At 46.6% G+C, this 19,719-nt stretch carries 18 protein-coding genes; 8 read left to right on the top strand and 10 right to left on the bottom strand.

What is annotated here, in order from left to right; all coding sequences use genetic code 11:
• Positions 1-38 precede the first annotated feature (38 nt).
• Positions 39-614: a DUF4136 domain-containing protein gene (locus Q369_RS0114345; protein WP_031528489.1), complete on the bottom strand. Its 576-nt coding sequence runs from the start codon at positions 612-614 to the stop codon at positions 39-41.
• An 80-nt stretch (positions 615-694) separates the two neighbouring features.
• Entirely contained in the window at positions 695-1,729 is a 1,035-nt protein-coding gene (gene aroB / locus Q369_RS0114340) for a 3-dehydroquinate synthase (protein ID WP_031528488.1), read from the bottom strand.
• Positions 1,730-2,005: 276 nt separating this feature from the next.
• On the opposite strand from aroB, the gene Q369_RS0114330 reads away from it, so the two are divergent.
• The gene (locus Q369_RS0114330) at positions 2,006-3,061 is read left to right on the top strand and encodes a VOC family protein (RefSeq protein WP_031528487.1); all 1,056 of its coding nucleotides are present in this window, start codon (positions 2,006-2,008) and stop codon (positions 3,059-3,061) included.
• A gap of 3 nt (positions 3,062-3,064) precedes the next feature.
• Here the strand turns inward: Q369_RS0114330 and Q369_RS0114325 are convergent, their stop codons facing one another.
• Positions 3,065-4,051: a 1-acyl-sn-glycerol-3-phosphate acyltransferase gene (locus tag Q369_RS0114325; RefSeq protein ID WP_031528486.1), complete on the bottom strand. Its 987-nt coding sequence runs from the start codon at positions 4,049-4,051 to the stop codon at positions 3,065-3,067.
• Between the two features lie 152 nt (positions 4,052-4,203).
• Here Q369_RS0114325 and Q369_RS0114320 point away from each other — a divergent pair, with 152 nt between their 5' ends.
• The 4 genes from Q369_RS0114320 (at position 4,204) to Q369_RS0114305 (ending at position 8,570) form a co-directional block, all read left to right on the top strand.
• The gene (locus Q369_RS0114320; RefSeq protein ID WP_031528485.1) at positions 4,204-5,244 is read left to right on the top strand and encodes an aminoglycoside phosphotransferase/kinase family protein; all 1,041 of its coding nucleotides are present in this window, start codon (positions 4,204-4,206) and stop codon (positions 5,242-5,244) included.
• 33 nt (positions 5,245-5,277) lie between these two features.
• Positions 5,278-6,126, top strand: coding sequence for a TIGR01459 family HAD-type hydrolase (locus Q369_RS0114315; protein WP_031528484.1), 849 nt, complete (start codon positions 5,278-5,280; stop codon positions 6,124-6,126).
• 184 nt (positions 6,127-6,310) lie between these two features.
• A complete protein-coding gene (locus Q369_RS0114310) occupies positions 6,311-7,852 on the top strand; it encodes a YifB family Mg chelatase-like AAA ATPase (RefSeq protein ID WP_031528483.1) in 1,542 nt (513 codons plus the stop codon).
• Between the two features lie 43 nt (positions 7,853-7,895).
• Positions 7,896-8,570 (top strand): Uma2 family endonuclease, encoded by a 675-nt coding sequence (locus Q369_RS0114305; RefSeq protein WP_229206843.1) that lies wholly within the window; start codon positions 7,896-7,898, stop codon positions 8,568-8,570.
• A gap of 3 nt (positions 8,571-8,573) precedes the next feature.
• Here the strand turns inward: Q369_RS0114305 and Q369_RS0114300 are convergent, their stop codons facing one another.
• The 3 genes from Q369_RS0114300 to Q369_RS0114290 form a co-directional block, all read right to left on the bottom strand.
• Positions 8,574-9,401, bottom strand: a complete 828-nt coding sequence (locus Q369_RS0114300) for a hypothetical protein (RefSeq protein WP_031528481.1) — start codon at positions 9,399-9,401, stop codon at positions 8,574-8,576.
• Between the two features lie 154 nt (positions 9,402-9,555).
• On the bottom strand, positions 9,556-10,377 hold the full coding sequence (locus Q369_RS0114295) for an enoyl-ACP reductase FabI (protein WP_031528480.1): 822 nt from the start codon (positions 10,375-10,377) through the stop codon (positions 9,556-9,558).
• A gap of 79 nt (positions 10,378-10,456) precedes the next feature.
• On the bottom strand, positions 10,457-11,497 hold the full coding sequence (locus tag Q369_RS0114290) for an alpha/beta hydrolase (protein WP_031528479.1): 1,041 nt from the start codon (positions 11,495-11,497) through the stop codon (positions 10,457-10,459).
• Positions 11,498-11,558: 61 nt separating this feature from the next.
• Between Q369_RS0114290 and Q369_RS0114285 the strand changes: the two genes are divergently transcribed.
• The 3 genes from Q369_RS0114285 to Q369_RS0114270 all read left to right on the top strand — a co-directional run bounded on the left by Q369_RS0114285 (position 11,559) and on the right by Q369_RS0114270 (position 14,968).
• Positions 11,559-12,245 carry a response regulator transcription factor gene (locus Q369_RS0114285; RefSeq protein WP_031528478.1) on the top strand — a complete coding sequence of 229 codons (687 nt, stop codon included), beginning with the start codon at positions 11,559-11,561 and terminating at the stop codon, positions 12,243-12,245.
• A gap of 144 nt (positions 12,246-12,389) precedes the next feature.
• Entirely contained in the window at positions 12,390-13,370 is a 981-nt protein-coding gene (gene hemB, locus Q369_RS0114275; protein ID WP_031528477.1) for a porphobilinogen synthase, read from the top strand.
• A 74-nt stretch (positions 13,371-13,444) separates the two neighbouring features.
• The gene (locus tag Q369_RS0114270; RefSeq protein WP_031528476.1) at positions 13,445-14,968 is read left to right on the top strand and encodes a M28 family peptidase; all 1,524 of its coding nucleotides are present in this window, start codon (positions 13,445-13,447) and stop codon (positions 14,966-14,968) included.
• Between the two features lie 82 nt (positions 14,969-15,050).
• Here the strand turns inward: Q369_RS0114270 and Q369_RS0114265 are convergent, their stop codons facing one another.
• From Q369_RS0114265 to Q369_RS27720, 4 genes are all read right to left on the bottom strand, one after another.
• Positions 15,051-17,231, bottom strand: a complete 2,181-nt coding sequence (locus tag Q369_RS0114265) for a S9 family peptidase (RefSeq protein ID WP_031528475.1) — start codon at positions 17,229-17,231, stop codon at positions 15,051-15,053.
• A gap of 54 nt (positions 17,232-17,285) precedes the next feature.
• On the bottom strand, positions 17,286-17,468 hold the full coding sequence (locus Q369_RS0114260; protein ID WP_031528474.1) for a type II toxin-antitoxin system antitoxin: 183 nt from the start codon (positions 17,466-17,468) through the stop codon (positions 17,286-17,288).
• Between the two features lies 1 nt (position 17,469).
• Entirely contained in the window at positions 17,470-18,333 is an 864-nt protein-coding gene (locus Q369_RS0114255; RefSeq protein WP_031528473.1) for an SPFH domain-containing protein, read from the bottom strand.
• Between the two features lie 130 nt (positions 18,334-18,463).
• Positions 18,464-19,714: an energy transducer TonB gene (locus Q369_RS27720; RefSeq protein WP_229206842.1), complete on the bottom strand. Its 1,251-nt coding sequence runs from the start codon at positions 19,712-19,714 to the stop codon at positions 18,464-18,466.
• Positions 19,715-19,719 lie beyond the last annotated feature (5 nt).

Raw genomic sequence — 19,719 nt, 5'->3', positions numbered from 1 at the left:
AACCCCCAACCCCCCGGAGGGCGGTTGGGGGGACAAGGTCAACGCCCAACCTCCTCGCTGTACCTCCTTGGGTCATATCCTTTTGCAAATAAGGGATATTGGTCAAAAATCCTTCTAACAACACTTCTGTAGTGGTTATTTGAGTTTTCAACGCCTTTAAATATACCGGAAGCATAACCTCTCCAAACCACCTGGTCGCTCTCGGCATCGATCAGAGATACGATCAGTGTTCCTTTATCGAGCGCGTATTTGATAGGCTCGTACCGGAAGCCGTCGTTTTCAGTGTCAACCCAGTTTTTGATTACAGGCTGCATATAACCTTGATAACGCAGGTTATCATAGAAAATACCGTAGTTAACCAGCAGGGTAGGTTTGTCGGCGGTGAGTTTGTATCCTCTTACCTGCATTTGCCGGCGGATTGCTTCGTAAATCTCGGTACAAAGGTTGTTGGTATCACGTTCACATTCCAGGAACGTGTAGGAAGAGTAGTCTTTGAAATTGGTTTCGTAGCTGTAATCGTGCTCGACAAACACTTTCCTGCCGCTGGAGCAGCCGGCTATTATAATTACAAGAAGCAGTGCAGAATAGATAGAAATAGACCTCAGCATAAGTATTTAATTTGTCAGGTTGAATAAAATATTTCTGTAAATGGTTGATACAAAACATTATTAACCAATAACTGACTCTGGTAAAACTATCCCAAATAATAAGCTATTGATTTACGCATTTCAGGAGCTGTCACTACTATATCAAATGCACATTGCCCGGCTCCATTCAGCAACGAAAAACGCACTTCTTTTCCTCTGTTCTTTTTATCCTGCTTGGTCAATGCAATAATCTCCTCCACATCTTCCGCACTGATCTTCACCTTCCCATAAGTGGCGAAAATGAATTCCTCGATCTCGGTAAGCGTGTCTTGCGTAATCATTTTACGCTCAAAAGACAGATAGCTTTCCATGATCATTCCGATTGCGATTGCTTCGCCGTGGTAGAGCCTTTTATTTGCTGGTTTATTCAAAAAGCAGGTTTCTACCGCGTGCCCTAGTGTGTGTCCGAAATTCAGGATCTTGCGAAGTCCTTTTTCCGTTGGGTCCTCGTCTACCACTCTCTGTTTGATCTGCACCGAGTGCGCAATCAGATCCGGCCATTTTTGTGCCTCAAAATCCCTTTGTCTGATCTCGTCCCATTTCGCCACATCTGCAATCAGACAGTGTTTGATGATTTCCGCGAATCCCGACCGAATTTCTCTTTCAGGTAAACTGCTTAGAAAAGAGGGGTCGATCAAAACACTTTTCGGAATATTAAAAACACCTAAATGGTTTTTAAATCCTTGAAAATCAATTCCCAATTTCCCGCCAACACTGGCATCAACCTGTGAAAGCAAGGTCGTGGGCACCTGTATAAAATCTATTCCACGTTTGTAAACTGCTGCACAAAAACCACCCATATCTCCGATCACGCCGCCACCTATATTAATGACCAGTGCGTGCCGGTCCAATTCTTCTTTCGTCATTGCCTCCCAGATCTTCTCGCAGGTCGACAAGGTTTTATTCGCTTCGCCGCTTGGAACTGTTACGACAGTATGTTTTGGTAAAACGTCCTTTAGCGTCGGATAACAATACCTTTTGGTATTACTATCGGCAATTACAACGATTTTTGAATAATTAGTGCTACTTAAAAAATCCGGTAAGCTTTCGCCTATCGGTGCAATGATAACTGACTGATTCATTCCAGGTTGAATTGAGACAAGCTCACCACAGATACGATGAGCGCATCCAAATGGATGCGTAGATTTCACGTTTTTAAAAAGAAAATTCTGGAAATCTCATTTAAAGATAGGAATTATAATGTTTATCAGAGAACGCTTTCAGCTTTGTTGATCAGAAAAATTTTCCACACCCCACAATTTTTCGGCAACTATGCCACACGGCGGCTGGTTTGCATTTTATTTTGTAAAATTGCCTTTTAAATTGCAATCGACTGATCCATTTTTTTCTCTCAACGAATGAGTGCTGCACTGATTTCAGGAATCCAACAAGTAGGAATAGGTGTTCAAAACGTGCCCGATGCATGGAAGTGGTACCGGCAGGTACTGGGATTCGACGTTCCGGTTTTTGATGAAAAAGCAGAGGCTCCATTGATGATCCCTTACACGGGGGGAAAAGTACATCAGCGGCATGCTGTGCTGGCTATTAATATGGCTGGCGGCGGCGGGCTTGAAATCTGGTCATTCACAAGCCGCCAGTCGCAGTTACCTGATTTCAAAATAGAGCCTGGCGACCTGGGAATCAATGCGATCCGTTTTAAGGCGCCGGATGTGCACAAGGCGCACGCCTGGATAAAAAGTCAATCAAAAGAGAAGGTCGGTCCCATTGTGAAGCTGCCTGAAGGCGAAGGTTTCTGGGGAACTGATCCCTACGGTAACATTTTCCAGATTACGACTGACAATACCTGGTTTCAGAAAACAGGCTCGCCGGTCGGGGGAGTTGCGGGTGTGGTAGTGGGCGTTTCGGATATAGACAAATCTTTGGCATTTTATAAGAGCCTTTTACAGCCGCTGGAAGTAGTTTATGATGAAACGGGTGTATTCGCGGACATCCCGTCATCGCTGCCGAACCAGCAATACCGCAGAATGCTGTTGCGCAAGAAATTTACCCCGGAAGGCGCATTCAGTAAGTTGTTAGGGGATATCCAGATCGAGCTGGTTCAGGCGCTGGACCGGACTCCTAAAAAGATCTTCGAAAATCGTTTCTGGGGAGATTGCGGCTACATTCATTTGTGCTTTGATACACTGGATATGAATGCATTGAAAAGCAAACTGCACTCGCAAGGATATCCATTTACGATTGACAGCGAAAGCTCTTTCGGAATGGAAGCAGCCGCGGGCCGCTTTGCTTACCTCGAAGATCCTGACGGAACACTGATCGAGCTGGTAGAAACGCATAAGGTACCGATATTGAAAAAGATCGGCTGGTTTATGGATTTACAAAAACGTAAAAGCCAGAAGCCGCTGCCCGACTGGATGCTCAAAACAATGGGTTTTGGACGCGTTAAGGATTAAGGTTTAAAGTACTTTGTACCGGCTCCCAATCCACGCAAGCAGCGGCAAGCCAAAGAAGACGATCAGCGCGGCTGGCCAGCCTGCAAATGCGCCGATAAGCAATGCAAGGAGCGTGACGATTACGGGATAGAGGTACATCAGCATTCCGAACAATACGGAATCATAGAACACAGACCGGCCAGTTAACTGGGCGGTCTTTTTTGTGAAAAAAGAATAGAGCGGGGCGTGGATCATTCTGCCAGCCCAACCTATCGCTTTCATAACGGGGTTGGTACGAGGCGGAACTGTGCAGTCGCTGAAAAATGCGTTAAGTAACCTTGTGCGTTCCTGAATGGTTGTGTCTGCAGGGATCGTGAGGATTACCTCATTCATTTTTCTTTCCAGTATCTCATTAAACTCCCGGAGCCACTTTTCATATTCCTGCGGACTGGTCAGAATTTCCTCCTGACTGATCGGGTGACCAAATTTGAGTGAAACCCTTTTATGCGGGCCGCGAAAATTTTCATAATTGAGCCCCGTCGGAATCACGTTCATTTCCGGCAATGCATCCTCGCCAAACCAGATTTTATACGCCATTCTCGCGGTACCTTTTCCGAGCGGGCGCAGGCGCCATTCATTCACACAAATACCCTCGGAAAACACCACCACAGCATCATTTTTTTTCAATGCGTCGTGGCTTTCCTGTTCTGTTACATCATGGTTTTTCAAGTACTGCCGACCTTCCGAGCCACGGAAAACAGGTATCAGGTTGATCTGCCTGAGCCAGAAAGCAGCGGCTTTTTTCTTGAAAACGTCTCCGCGGGTAAGCGTATGAATGGGCTGACTCAATACCGAGCCGATCACAACAGCATCAAAAAAAGAATCAGGGTGATTGGAGGCCAGTAGCAGCGGCTTTCCTTTTGGCAGCCTGTCGAAGTGCGAAACACAAAGCTTTCTTAAATAAATCGGCAATGCCAGGCGAACGAGAAAACGGGAGAAGTAGTAAAACAAAATGAAAGCGGTAAGTTTTTACAAAATTATGTGATTATTTTTTTATTTATCCAGTCGGCTTTCCTCAATCGGCGCATTGAAGTTGCTAACTTTGAAACTGCATATAACTGGCTATAAGAACATCGACAGGCTAAATTGTAACATATAAAGCAATGCATTTAAAAGATTATCCGGCAATTATCCGTCAGGCCTGGGCTGGTTTTGATAATTCGATCGGGGTCAAATTTGTAGAAGATATCAGTGCGAGGGTATCTACCAACCATGTTTTCAGGGTAACACTCGACAATGATGATAAGGTAATTGCCAAGCTGTCTTATTTTGGTAAATACGAGCATTTCAAGGAGGACCACCGCATTATACAGGCGCTTTCCAACAATCTGCTTTATCCCTTTGAAAACGTACTCGCGAAGTCCCTTTTCAAGAACAATCAGGTTTATACATATCGTTACCAGGAGGATTTTGTGGATACCTGGGTTGTTTTCTACAATCCGATCAGGGCTGCCAACCGTTTGCCGCGCCGGTTGAATGAAGATCAGATCAGGAAGCTGGGGGCGGAGGCGGCAAGATTTCACCAGGCGTGTTTTCGTGCAAGCCGGTCTATCCCAAAGTCTTCCAAAAATCTGAGAACCGATATTCAGCATTTGCTGGACATTCTGGAAACGGACACGGGCCAGTATGAGCACCGGGGATATATCAATATTCTCAAAAGGCAATGCGATATATTTATGAAAAATATCCAGCGCCTGAATGTAAGCGGATTTGATCTGATGCCCGTTTTTGTAGACTGGAACATCGGGAACTTCTCAGTAACAGATGACCTGAAACTGTTTTCGAGATGGGATTACGACTGGTTTCGCGTCTCTTCCCGGGTAATGGATTTCTATTTTTTCAGCCGGGTTTGTTCCAACGTGGGTGACAAAACCGTGTTCAGCTACCTGATCGGTCCGCTGATGGAAGAACGGTTTATGATTTTTCTGGAAGAATACCACAAGATCTATCCATTGACTGAGCGTGAGGTGCGGTTTATGAAGGAAGCTTACCGGTTTTTTATTCTTAATTATGTGATAAAATACGGAAAATACTTTTTTCACCGGGCCTACTGCGCCAAGCTTCAGAAAGAAGCTTATGAGCTCTATTTTCCGTCCATTGACGGTTTTGACGCCGAGAAGATTCTTAAAAGATTAAATATATAGGCTTTTGCGAGCCCATCTTTCACTTCCTTTACTATGGTTCTTGACAATTTCAGATCAGTAATCTCTAAATATGATGTCATTTTTTTTGATGCCTTCGGTGTTTTAAAAACTTACAACGGATTGATCCCCGGCATTGAGAAAACCTTTCAGTATCTGAATGATAACGGGAAGGATTTTTACGTGGTGACCAATGATGCTTCCCGGAGCCCTGAGCAGCTAGCAGATTCGTACTTCCAAATGGGCATTAACGATATAACAGCCGACAGGATCATTTCGTCCGGAATGCTGGCCCGCGAATATCTTGATTACAAATTCCGGGACGGGCTGGTAGCTTATGTAGGTACCGACAATTCTGCGCATTACATTGAAACGCTGGGGTTGAAAACGATTTCGATCCACGAGGTGAACCTGGACGATGCATCTAGTATCAATGCACTTGTTTTCTTGGATGATGAAGGATTTGACTGGAACACTGATTTGACAAAAACCCTTAATCTGCTGCGTAAACGAAATATTCCGGTTATTGTAGCCAATACGGACAAAACATACCCGGCTTCAAAGAGCCGGCTTTCTATTGCAGTGGGCGCACTCGCAAAAATGATCGAGGATACGATCGGCCGGCAGTTCATCCGCTTCGGAAAGCCTGACCCGCAAATGTTCATTTTCGCTTATCAGCACATCAAAAACTATCCGAATGTAAGCAAGCGCAGCATTCTGATGGTAGGCGATACATTGCATACTGATATTCTCGGAGGTAACAAATTCGGGCTCGATACTGCACTGGTACTGACCGGAAATACCCAGGCCGAAGATGCCGAGGTTCGTATCAGAGCTACGGGTATCATTCCTACCTATATTTCTGTTTCAGCAGTGGTTGAATAAGAAGTGAAGGAGACGGTACTTGCTCCTAATGTTAACTTATTCCCGCCATTTGTACATTGATCTCAGCCGGTAGTAACCGGTTGCAGTGGCACCTTGTTGCCGGATCTAAAAATATGACTTGGTTTGTAGTATACTGGCAATTCTTGCCGGGACTTTTCTTTGTATTTACTCAAATTACACACACATGTTAGCTAAGACTTACGGAAGCGCCGTATTTGGCGTAGATGCTACCATCATCACCATTGAAGTGAATGTAGGTCAGGGGCTCGGTTTCTTCATGGTTGGGCTCGCCGACAGTGCGGTGAAGGAGAGTCAGCAGCGCGTGGAAGCATCTCTTAAATACTTCGGCTACAAAATGCCGAGGCAAAAGCTGGTGGTTAACCTTGCTCCTGCGGATATCCGTAAAGAAGGTTCAGCTTACGACCTGCCGATTGCGCTTTGCACACTTTTGACCTCCGAGCAGCTGACCTGTGAACGCAGCCTGGAAGATTACATTATCCTGGGAGAGCTTTCCCTGGACGGCGTTCTGCGGCCGATAAAAGGTGTGTTGCCGATCGCCATTGAAGCCCGAAAACAAGGTTTTAAAGGCGTAATGCTGCCGGCTGAAAATGCATACGAAGCAGCTATCGTCAATAATATTGACGTGATACCAGTCGAAAACCTGCCTGATGCGATTGCATTCTTTGAAGGAAAGCTGGATATCCAGCCGGTGAAAGTAGATACGCGCGATCTGTTCTTTGCCAGCCAGAACGAGTATGATGCTGATTTTGAGCATGTACAGGGTCAGGAGAATATTAAGCGTGCATTGGAAATCACAGCCGCAGGCGGGCACAATGCAATTATGATAGGTCCGCCGGGAGCAGGCAAAACAATGCTGGCGAAGCGAATACCGAGTATTTTGCCACCGCTCAGTCTGCCGGAAGCATTGGAAACTACCAAAATCCACTCAGTAGCAGGCAAGTTGGGGCAGCGGGCTACCCTCGTGTCGCGCCGGCCTTTCCGCGCGCCGCACCATTCTATCAGCGACGTGGCGCTGGTGGGCGGCGGAAGTTACCCGCAGCCGGGGGAAATATCACTGGCACATAATGGCGTGCTGTTTCTGGACGAGCTGCCCGAGTTCAAGCGGACAGTACTGGAAGTAATGCGGCAGCCGCTTGAAGAACGCAAAGTATGTATTTCCCGGGCAAAAATGGCAGTGGAGTACCCGGCTAACTTTATGCTCATTGCGAGTATGAACCCTTGTCCGTGCGGCTACTACAATCATCCCGACCGGGAGTGTGTTTGCGGGCCGGGAGTTGTTCAAAAGTATCTTAACAAGATCAGCGGTCCGTTGCTTGATCGTATCGACTTGCACGTGGAAGTCACGCCTGTGTCGTTTGATCAGATATCATCAACCCGGAAGTCGGAGAGCAGCGCGGAGATCCGCGAGCGTGTTATCCGCGCGCGGCTCATGCAAACGGAACGTTTTAAGGATAAAAAGGAAATTTATTCAAATGCGATGATGACGCCCGAAATGGTGAAAGATATCTGCGTGATTGAAGACGCCGGAAAGGCGCTGTTGCGCAAAGCAATGGAAAGACTGGGACTTTCCGCAAGAGCTTACGACCGCATTCTGAAAGTCTCCCGCACCATCGCCGATCTCGCCGGAAGCGAAGACATCAAAGTAGAGCACCTCGCCGAGGCGATCCAGTATAGGAGCCTGGACCGGGAGAACTGGGCTGGGTGACAGTGCTAACAGCTTTATTTTTTCACCTTAAACTTTGTTAAATTTGGAAATACAACTTCTGACAAAAAAGATGAGCAATCGTATTTTTTCCGAAATCATGAATGTGCCGGATGCATATTTGATTCTTGATGCGGTAGGAAAAGCACTCGACGAAGAGCGGGAGCGACGGTTGCAATTCTACAATGACATTACAGACGAGCAAAAAGTCGAATTCATCAACGGGGAAATTATCGTGCATTCCCCCGCTCAAAAGCGACATGGGCGAATACTGTTCCGTCTTGCGCATCTGATAGACATATATGTGATGGAAAGAGACCTTGGTCTGGTAGGCGGAGAAAAGTGTATGATTACGCTAACTCGTAATGATTATGAGCCTGATATTTGTTTCTTTCGAAAGGAAAAAGCCGAGCGTACAACAGATAAGCAAACGCTTTTCCCGGCTCCCGACTTTGTCGTGGAAATTTTATCACCTTCAACACAGTCTCGCGACCGAGGGGTCAAATATGATGATTATCAGGCGCACGGAATCGAAGAATACTGGATTGTTGACCCAGAACTTGAATTCCTAAAACAATATCACCTGGTCGGAAATAAGTACGCGGAGGTACTTAACAGTGGAACAGGGTTAGTACATAGCTTTGCGATCAAAGGCTTTCAAATTCCCGTTCGAGCTATTTTCGACGATACCGAGAATTTGAAAGCTATTAAAAATCTATAATACTCAAAGTTCCTCTACACTCACCCCGCCCAGCTCCTGAAACAGCGTCTGCCAGTAATGCGTTACGTGCGGGTTGTTTTCTTTGGTGGAAGCAGTTGGTTCGAAAGGCGAGACAATGGTTACCTGAGGCGAGCCTATCGCGTATTGATCCAGTTTTTTGCTATCTGCTTTTGCATCGGCTTCGGCTTCTGAGTCGCTTTTCGGAGGTTTAATGTGAAAATCTCTTCTATCCGCACCTTTTACACTTTCCACCATATCACTGAAATAATAAACTTTCACCTCCGAGCCACTTTCACCCGCTTTTGCAATTACCGGCAAGCTCGCCCAAATGTCCGTCTGCAAGTTGGAAGCGCCTGTGTTCTGCTGATTTAGCTTAGTCAATAGCTGCCGCAAATAAATGCCTTTTTCTTTTTGAAGTGCGAGCTGGAATGCGGTTTCAATACCTTCTCGGTCAGTTGCATTGGCGCCCTCGGTTTCATCCTTTTCGCTTCTGACCGTCAGGGAAAGGGCCCGTGCTTTTGATGTATTTTCATGAATAAAATACACTTCCAGCTTATCTCCTTTGTTCCTCATGTTCGTTTCCACTATATCTGTTAATGCCTGACGGTATTTATCATTCACATAGTTCCTGTCAACATGCACGCTCTGCGTTTTATCCAAAAAAACCAGGGTATAGATAGGTGTGTCCGGAGCCGCCTTCGCTTCCTCCTTCTCGCCGCCACAGGAAAGAAATGAGAAGGATACTGATAAAAGCAAAAGAGCAGCAAATAGCCGCGCCTGTTTTTCATTTAAAATACGATCTGCAAAGGGCTGATTTATCCGAGGTTTCATAGGGTCAATTTTATTTGGCTAAAACTAATCTGTTCATAAATAGCACACAACGCCAAACGGGTGAGTGGTGGAAATATTTTAAGTAAAAACAGAAAACCCTTCAAAACGTGTGCCTTGAAGGGTTTTACCTATGATATGCTATGTGATCAGCGGCTTATTTGTGCTGCTCCTGGATCAGTTCGACCAATTCCTCTGAGATACCTGTCGATGAGTAACCGCCATCGTGGTAGAGGTTCTGCATGGTAACAAAACGGGTGAGATCAGAGAACAGGGTAATGGCGTAGTTGGCGCAATCATCTGCTGACGCATTACCCAGCGGGCTCATTTTATCTGCAAAATCATAAAATGCATCAAAACCGGCGATTCCTGAACCAGCTTTTGTCTTGGTAGGTGACTGTGAAATGGTATTTACGCGAACATTCTTCGCTTTGCCGTAACGGTATCCGTAGCTGCGGGCAATGCTTTCCAGCAATGCTTTTGCTTCGGCCATATCATTATAAAATGAGTAGGTTCTTTGAGCGGCAATGTAAGACAATGCGACAACCGAGCCCCATTCATTCAGTGCGTCCTGTTTCTCGGCAACCTGCATAAACTTATGCAGTGAAAGTGCAGAGATGTCAAGTCCTTTTTGAAACCACTCATAGTTCAAGTCGCCATATTCTTTGCCTTTTCTTACATTTAAAGACATTCCGATTGAATGCAGCACAAAGTCTATTTTACCTCCCAGGATTTCAGTTGACTTGCTAAACAGATTTTCTATATCCTCAATAGAAGTAGCGTCGGCAGGAATGATTTCGGCTTCACATTGTTTGGCCAGATCATTGATCGCCCCCATACGCATCGCGATCGGCGCATTGGTCAATGTAAACGTGGCACCTTCTTCTTTTGCTTTCAAGGCTACTTTCCAGGCGATCGAGTTTTCGTCCAATGCACCTGAAATAATTCCTCTTTTTCCTTTTAATAAACCGTAAGCCATATTTTCCTCTCTATTGATTAATTAGGATAAGTCCGTTTAAGGCGGCAAAGTAAAGCATTTTTGATTGGTTATGCCAGATTTAGTCAGCCCAACTAACAGTATGAGGCTGGGTTACTGCCGATTCTACTGGTTTTAAATGCAGCTTTTCCTGAAAAAACCTGTCGGTTGCTTCATACACCCCTTTCACATCTTTCGAGCGCAGCCGCGATGCAATTACATGGTCGCCGCTTTCCGGAAAGGCCTTTTCAACTTTCAGTGTTTCCGGCGTACCCAGCAATGGTACCATCTCCTGAATTGCTTTGACAGAGACAACCGGGTCCTGTTCTTTTTCGTTTTTATAATAATACCCAACAAAAACAGGCATTTTGATGCGCTCATAAACCTCGCGTCTGGCAATCACATCCATCATTTGCTGCAAAGTGATCAGTCCGTTTGTATGGTAGCCTTGTAGCCAGAACTGCGCCCGCTCGGGAATGGAATCCTTAACTTGATTGTGTTCGCCTATTACCTGATGAAGAATCTGCTTGCCCCATGGACCCGTAATGAGTTTGAGGCTTGAATTGGCCACTTCCATGCACGGTGAATAAAGTACCAGTCCTTTGATTTCGGGGTGTGTGGAGGCGAGGTACACCGACAATAAGCCGCCCGCCGAAGTTCCGATCACGATAACACTGTCACCTAGTGCTTTACCGATCGCGAGTGCGCGTTTTGCTCCCGATATAAAGTTGTTTGGAGTAAGATCATCGAATGCATCAGGATCATCAATCCCGGCGTCGTGCATGCGCGCCAGGTACAGATTGGCGCCATACCTTTTTGCCAGTTCTCTATGTACAGGATCGCCTTCTGCCCAGCTGGCACCGAATCCGTGGATATACACTATGCTGTAAGGTGTCTTCGCCTTTTTGCTGCTATCGGCCCAGATAATGCGGGCTTCGTTATCTTTTTTGATGTGAGGAACCGCCTTTTCAGACTGGTTCATTTCCTGTTCAAGCTTTGAAAGGTCAGTAGTAATCGTGGGTAACACGGGTGTCAGATGTGCTTCCGGCACCCTTGGCCCGGCGTAATAAACAATACCCAGGAGAACAAATATGGCTACGAGCCAAACCAGAAGTTTTAACATTTTTTATAAGTTAAGAAGGTTTATCAATACTATCTTGCAAACATAATCTAATATCCTTTCTATGCCCAACCTGCTACTAGTTGAGGACGATGCAAATCTGGGTTCGCTGCTTCAGGAATATCTGATCGATAAAGGCTATCCTACTGATCTTGCTACTGATGGACAGAAAGGATGGCAGTCTTTTGTCGATAAAGAGTACGATCTATGCATTTTCGATGTGATGATGCCGAAAAAAGATGGTTTCTCGCTGGCAAAAGAAGTTAGGATGAGCGGGCGCGATGTGCCTATCATTTTCCTGACTGCCAAATCGATGAAGGAGGATACCATGCAGGGTTTCAGGGTTGGGGCCGACGATTATGTTACAAAGCCTTTTGACCGGGAAGAATTGTTACTCAGGATAGAAGCGATTTTACGCAGGTACAAAAAGCAGCCCGACGCTAAGGAGGAGCTTAAAGTGTATCAGATCGGGCAGTATCAGTTTGACTACGATCACCAGCAGCTTTCTGCAAACGACAAATCAGCCAGGCTCACCAGTAAAGAATCCGAGCTGCTACGCCTTTTTTGTCAAAACCTTAATCAGCCGATCAGCCGCAGCTATGCATTAAAAACCATTTGGGGCGACGATTCCTATTTCAATGCGCGGAGCATGGATGTTTATATTACAAAGCTGCGCAAATACCTCCGGGAAGACCCCTCCATTCAGATCATGAACCTGCACGGCGAGGGTTTTAAGTTGATGGTAGGGTAGGTGAGGGAGGAAGGAGGGTGGACGAAGGGGAGGAAAAAGGAGGGGCCGGGAAACTGAAACAGTTGCTGAATGGTTTTTTATTTGCATTAAATTTAAGCAGCATAAAAAAGCCGACAGCCTACCGCTGATCGCCCAAATCCCATTATGATCCAATTATCCCGTCGCCCGAGACGCAATAGAAAATCCGCAGGAATCAGGGAACTGGTTCAGGAAACAACACTTCAGGTTTCCGATTTTATTTATCCGATGTTTGTGCAGGAAGGCTCTAACCAAAAGGTTGAGGTGAAGTCGATGCCGGGCATTTATCGTTTTTCACTCGATAATTTACTGGAAGAATTGAAGGAAGTAACTGATCTTGGAATCCGTGCGATCGACCTTTTTCCTAATTATCCCGAAAGCAAAAAAGACAAAGTAGCTTCTGAAAGTTACCGGGAGCATACCTTTTATCTGAAAGCGATTACCGCCATCAAGGAGCGTTTCCCTGAGCTGGTGATTATGACCGACGTCGCAATGGATCCTTACAGTTCTGATGGTCACGACGGACTGGTTGAGAATGGCAAGATTTTGAATGATGCTACATTGGAAATCCTGGGAAATATGTCGCTGGCCCAGGCGAAAGCAGGCGCGGATATCCTTGGCCCCAGTGATATGATGGACGGCCGGGTAGGTTACATTCGTCAGCACCTCGATTCACACGGATTTTCAGATGTGAGTATAATGTCTTACTCAGCTAAGTATGCGAGTGCGTTCTATGGTCCATTCCGCGACGCGCTTGAATCGGCTCCCAAGTTTGGCGACAAGAAAACGTATCAGATGAACCCGGCCAACAAGCGTGAGGCGCTTCTGGAAGCACAGCTTGATTTTGCAGAAGGAGCAGATATGCTGATGGTCAAACCCGCGCTTTCTTACCTCGACATTATCCGCTTACTCGACGAAAATTTTGATATACCCATTGCTGCATACAATGTTTCGGGTGAATATGCGATGATTAAGGCAGCTGCACAAAACGGCTGGATAGACGGTGACCGCGCCATGATGGAAGTACTTACAAGCATCCGCCGCGCCGGCGCCAAATGCATTCTCACCTATTTCGCGAAGGAGGCAGCTGTGATATTGAATGGGTAAGATTCCTTCGGACTTTATCGGAATTTAGAAGGATTCTTTTACATTCAATTTTAAAACATTATCTGACTTTGCAAATGAGAAAATTATCCTTGCTGGCACTTGCTTTAAGCTTACACATTCAGCCTTCCTTCGCTCAAAAAAAATCACCAGCCTTACCCGAATTCCAGACGAAGAAATCCGAACTGGAATCGCATATGCGGTTTTTGGCGGCAGATGAATTAATGGGCCGGCGGACTGGCGAGATGGGGAACCTGGTTGCGGCACGTTACATTGCCGAGCAGTTCCGGAAGCTGGGCCTTAGTGCTGTTGCCGGTACAGGGGCCAACAATAACACGTATTTTCAAAGTGTTCCTTTCGAGAAAATGGGCGCTTCTACTGCCGGGGAAATTACCGCTGATGCAGAAATGATGAAGGCCGGAACGGATTGGATCCTGATGAATGGAGGAGAAACAAATCTCAAAGCGCCGGTTGTTTATGCCAGCTTTGGTCTTGAAAATGCAGCTAAAAGCTGGGACGATTATAAAGGTCTTGATGTAAAAGGCAAGATCGTGCTCGTTGAAAGCGGCACTCCCGAGACGCAAACGCCGGGAGAAATCTTTGCAACTTCCAATGAAAAAAGAAAGCTTGCTGCCGAAAAAGGTGCCGTCGGCGTGATTGAGCTGTTCAATGCGCCCATTCCCTGGAATGTGGTAACGAAGTATTTTGGTGGAGAGAAAATGGCTCTTTCGGAAGGCGGTGAAGGGACTTCTTCAACAATTCCACACGCCTGGGTCAATGGCAAAGAAGCAAAATTTGCCCGCGCGTTACGCGCTGCTAAGGAAGTGGACTTTAAAACACCCGGCCGGAAAACGCAGGTAGTCAACAGCTATAATGTTGTGGGGCTAATCCCCGGATCTGATCCGAAGCTGAAAGAAGAGTATATATTGCTGTCTGCGCATTACGATCACGTGGGTGTCGGCAAGCAGGGTGGACAGACTTATACGCCTGAGGACAGCATTTTCAACGGAGCCAGAGATAATGCATTCGGGACCGTGGCTTTGCTGGCAGCCGCAGAGGCTCTATCTAAAAATCCGCCAAAACGTTCGGTATTGATTGTTGCATTGACAGGAGAAGAAGTGGGCTTGCTGGGAAGCAAATATTATGCTTCACATCCGTTATTACCTTTGAACAAGTGCATTTTTAACCTTAACTCTGATGGGGCAGGTTACAACGATACCACGATTGTAGCCGTAATGGGCCTGGACCGAACAGGCGCTCGCACTGAAATCGAAACAGCCAGCAAAGCATTCGGCTTGGACGTTTTCGCAGACCCATCACCGGAGCAGGGGCTTTTCGACAGATCGGATAATGTAAATTTTGCCAAAGAAGGAATTCCCGCACCGACTTTCACGCCCGGCTTCAAGGAGTTCAATGGAGATATCATGAAAAACTATCACCAGGTTTCAGACAATCCCGAGACGATCGACTTTAACTACCTTCTGAAATTCAGCCAGGCTTATACTTATACGACCAGGTTAATTGCAGATAGGAAAGTCGCTCCGCAATGGTCGGCAGGTGATAAATATGAGCCGGCCGCTAAGAAGCTTTACGGCAAATAAAGGCTTTTGTCATCCTGAGCGCAGTCGAAGGCGCTACTCAGCATGTGGTAACGCCTTCGACTGCGCTCAGGACGACAAAGTGTTACTTTGCTCCCGGAGGGCAGTTCTTTTTGAGATAATCAGTAAATAAGCTTCTCAGATGCGCTGAGGTACCCTGGCCTTCGTTGATGCTGTGCGAGCGGTTTGGATAAGGCATAAATTGAAATACCTTATTTGCCCTAATCAATTCGTTCACAAGCATCTCTGCATTCTGGTAATGCACATTGTCGTCTCCCGTGCCGTGAATGTAAAGCAAGTTGCCTTGCAGGTTTTTAGCGTAGGTTATCGGTGATCCTTTTACGAAATCATCGTGGTTTTCCTGTGGCAGGCCCATGTACCGTTCCTGATAAATGTTATCGTAAGTAAGCTGATTGCCGACAGCCGCTACAGCAATTCCTGTTTTAAAGTGCTGAGGATATTGGAAAAGCAGGTTTAAAGTAGAAGAACCGCCACCGCTCCATCCGTGCACCGCTACCCTCGATGTATCAATGAACGAATACTTTTTGAACATCGCCATAGCAGCGCCGTCCATATCTTTGATGTTGATGCGGCCGATGTTCTTGTAAATCGCTTTTCTCCATTTCGCACCTTTTGGCGAAGGTGTGCCGCGGTTATCCACAGACGCGTAAATGTAGCCGTCGTCTGCCATACTGCCGTTGTATAATCTGTTCCGGCCTGTTCCGTAAGTGTCTTTTATAGTACTTCCGGCTGGTTCTCCGTACACCGTGAATACGATCGGATATTTCTTGGAAGCGTCAAAATTGGTTGGTTTAACAAGCCAGCCGTCGATTTCCACGCCTTCGTCGGTGGTTACCTTGAAGAATTCAATATCCAGATTGGCAGCGTTGATCTTGCCTGCTGACTGTGCAATGGAGTTTGCAGGATCAATGGAGGTATGTTTTGGGAGAGAAATCCATTCAGTTAAAGGCGTGGTTTTCGCATTCGAGAAGCGGTGCATTGCAAATTTCGCAAGTGGTGAAATCTCGTACACGTGAGATCCCTGCTGGTCGGCCGGAGTAATTCTCACAGGCTTGCCTTTTCCATCAAGCGTTGTTTTGTACAGATAGCTTTGCGTTGCATTGTCGGGAGAAGCAATGAAATAGTATGCATTGTTTTTCTCATCGATTCTCACAGGATTGATCATGTCAAAATTTCCTACCGTGATCAGCGTCTCCTTTTTACCGTCGCGACTTATGCGGTAAGTGTGGCGCCAGCCGTCTTTTTCACTTACCCACAAAAACTCCTTTCCATTGTTGATCCAGTCCCAGCCCATCGGGTCATTTTCCCAGCGACTTTTGATATCGATCCACGCTTCGTCTTTTTCAGTGTAAAAAGGTTTCGCCGATCCGTCAGTTGTATTAATGTAAAACAGAGTGCTTTCATTCTGTTTGCGGTTAAGCTGCTGTATCACAAGCTCGTTGGGCATACCCGACCATTCCATCCTTGGTACATAGGTATTCTGCGGATCACCCGGGATATTCATCCATTTGGTCTGAGAACCAGCGATATCTACCACACCAATCTTGTAAGGCGAAGGTGTTTCCCCTACTTTGGGATATTCAACAGGTACATTGAAGGAGTAAATAGAGTCCGTGGTATTGATCATCAAAAAGTTGCGGATCTTGCTTGCATCCAGCTGCCAGTAAGCAATGGACTTGCTATCGTCGCTCCACCGGAAGCCGTCACGGCAATCAAATTCCTCTTCGTAGGCCCAATCGAAAGTACCATTGATCACACGATCTGTGCCGTCTTTCGTCAGCTGCTTTACTTCACCGCTTTGAAGATCCTCTGCATATACATTGTGCTTGCTTACATAAGCCACGTGTTTCCCGTCCGGAGAGAACTTCCCGAACATCAGTGACGACGCAGGCAAACCTTTACCAAGTTGCTTTAATGTTTTCGCAGTCATATCAAAAACCCAGTAGTCGCCGCGTGTATCATATCTCCAGACTCTTTTAGAGTTGGTATAGATCAAAACCTTATCTCCTGCCTTGCTCATGGTGTAGCTTCTGACTGCAAGCGGACTACCTCCGGCCGGGGTTAGCTGCGCTTTTGAAACGATAACCTTAGGCGTATTTGCGGGAAGTGCTACTTCCACAATTTCATTATCGCTCACATCGCGATAGCCGCTCCCGTCGGGAAGCCATTGAAAATTATCGGGAATTTGGGCAGATAGTTGGAGAGAGATAATGGCGAACGCCAGAATCCTGATAACGTGCTTCATGTTCGGCTTGAAAATTGGTAGAACAACTATTGTAATGCAATGTTAACATTTTCTTTATTCTTTTCCTTCCGCATCATCGTTGCTTTGCTTCTTGCTTCGTCGCTGCTTTTTCAGTGCCTCACTCAGCAGGAATTCGATCTGCCCATTTAAACTACGGAAATCCTGCTGTGCCCAAACTTCAAGTTCTTTGAGCATATCAGGATTGATCCGTAAAACAAATGCCTTTTTTTCTGCCATATCAAGGGTACAGGGTACCAGCGTTCAATATAGGCGTTGCCGCCTTTTCACCGCATAATACTACCAATAAATTGCTTACCATAGCAGCTTTGCGTTCCTCGTCCAATTCCACGATCTGCTTCTCAGAGAGCATTGCGAGCGCCATATCCACCATTCCAACTGCGCCGTTTACAATCTGTCGGCGGGCTGCTACTACTGCGGAAGCCTGCTGCCTTTGGAGCATTGCGCCTGCGATTTCGGGTGCATAAGCCAGGTGGCTGATCCGCGCTTCGAGCACTTCGATACCGGCCCGGCTCAGGCGCTCGGTCAGCTCGCCTTCCAGCATTTCGTTGATTTTGCCGCTGCCGTCGCGCAACGTTACTTCGTGTGCGGCCAGATCATCGTCTTCCATACTGTCGTAGGCGTAAATGCCTGCCAAATGGCGGACTGCCGCTTCGGATTGTATCTCCACATATTTGACGTAATCATCTACCTCAAAGCAGGCTTTTACTGTGTCTCCCACACGCCACACCACCACGGCAGCGATTTCAATGGGGTTACCCAGTTTGTCGTTTACTTTAAGCTTTTGTCCGTTCAGGTTGCGTGCGCGCAGACTGATTTTCTTTTTCTTAAAAACCGGGTTGACCCAAGCCAATCCATTTTTCTTGATCGTTCCCTGATAATCGCCGAAAAAAGTAGCCACTACCGCTTCATTTGGGTTGATCACCGTGAATCCCACCAGCAGAAAAAAGCCGGGAATAAATAAAATCACGCCTGGCAGCGAGTTGTTTAATGAGGCCGACAAGCCGCCGCCGGACAGCATCAGCAACAAGCCAAGACCGAGCATAGCAGCTGCTGATCCGGTACCTAGTTCTTTTTCATTCATAGCCTGGAAGTTGATATTGAATTGATATCACAATATTATCAATTCGAGGATAAATGCATTACAATTCTGCATAAAAAAATCCCAAAAACATGTGAGCGGTTTTGGGATTGGATAAATGGTTCTGATAAAATCATTCAAGCTGAAAATTGATCGGCACATTATAACGGACCCGAACGGGCTTACCCCTCATTTCGCCCGGTTCCCAATGTCCGTTCATCAATTTCACGACGCGCATTGCCTCGTTGTCTAAGCGGAACCCGGCACTCTTCTCCACCTTGTACTCACATAAGCTTCCGTCTTCACACACCACAAAAGATAGCTGAACACGCCCGGCCACACCCCGGCGCGAGGCTTCTGACGGATATTTGATGTTCATCCCCAGGAACTTGTAGAAAGAATTAAGCCCACCCTTAAACTGCGGATTGATTTGTGGCTCGGTATACTCGCTTTTTGCGCCGTCGTGGTAAGCTATTCCTTTTTGCAGTGTTCCATTCTCGTACAACTCTTCATAATGCAGCGTACTGTCGGCCCACTTACCCGTCCATTTACCAGTTTTGCCACCCGCTGAAATACGGCCGGTTTCGGTGAGCCACTTTCCATTATAGGTTTTCTCGGTTGTTTCCCAGGTACCTTCGCCTTCCTTGGTTATCTGCGTTCCGTCTTTTTTCCAGGCATCGAGATAGATGGTTCTCGGAATTTCAGTCGGCTTGGCACTTATCATTTCTGTTACCGACCTGATCTGCCCGTTTTCATACCACTTAACCTCCGTTTTTACACTGTCTGTATAAAGGTGCAGTTCGCGCACCATTCCATTCAAATCGTATAGTTTATGCAGGAAAGCCTTGTTGTTGGCACCGTATTCTGTGAATTCCAAAAGGGTTCCATTCAGCTGAAAAGTACCTTCCGCAGCGTGGCTGGCCGCATTCTGATCTCTTGCCGACACAGAATACACCTGAATGGAATCGGTATTTGCGGGCAGGTAGTCGGACTTGAACCAGCCATTATCCCTGGCGAATGCAGCGGTTCCCATTCGCTTCCATTTGCTACCCTGCCGATCTTCGTATACAACATTCCGCGCCACAAAGCCTTTCTCGTCAACCGGCAAGATTTTCCTGTACTCCGCCTTATTCGGATCTGATGTAGGAGCGTATTTGGCGTCGTAATATTCAACGACTGTGCTGCTTGTACTATCGTACCCACTCCTGGGCGCTGCTTTGAAGGTTATCGGGTAGGAAATGGACTGTCTCACCGGCTCACCTTTGACAGTGGCGGGTTTCCAGGCTTTATAAAGTTTAAAAACACGAACTGCTTCCTGGTTGCACAGAGAATCGATCCCGCGGGCGACCTCCACATTGGTAACACTGCCGTCGGTTTCGACCACTGCTT

The organism is Dyadobacter crusticola DSM 16708, assembly GCF_000701505.1.
Classification (GTDB): Bacteria; Bacteroidota; Bacteroidia; order Cytophagales; family Spirosomataceae; genus Dyadobacter; species Dyadobacter crusticola.
Note: the sequence above shows the minus strand (reverse complement) of the source record. Positions and strands in the feature narration are given on the sequence as shown.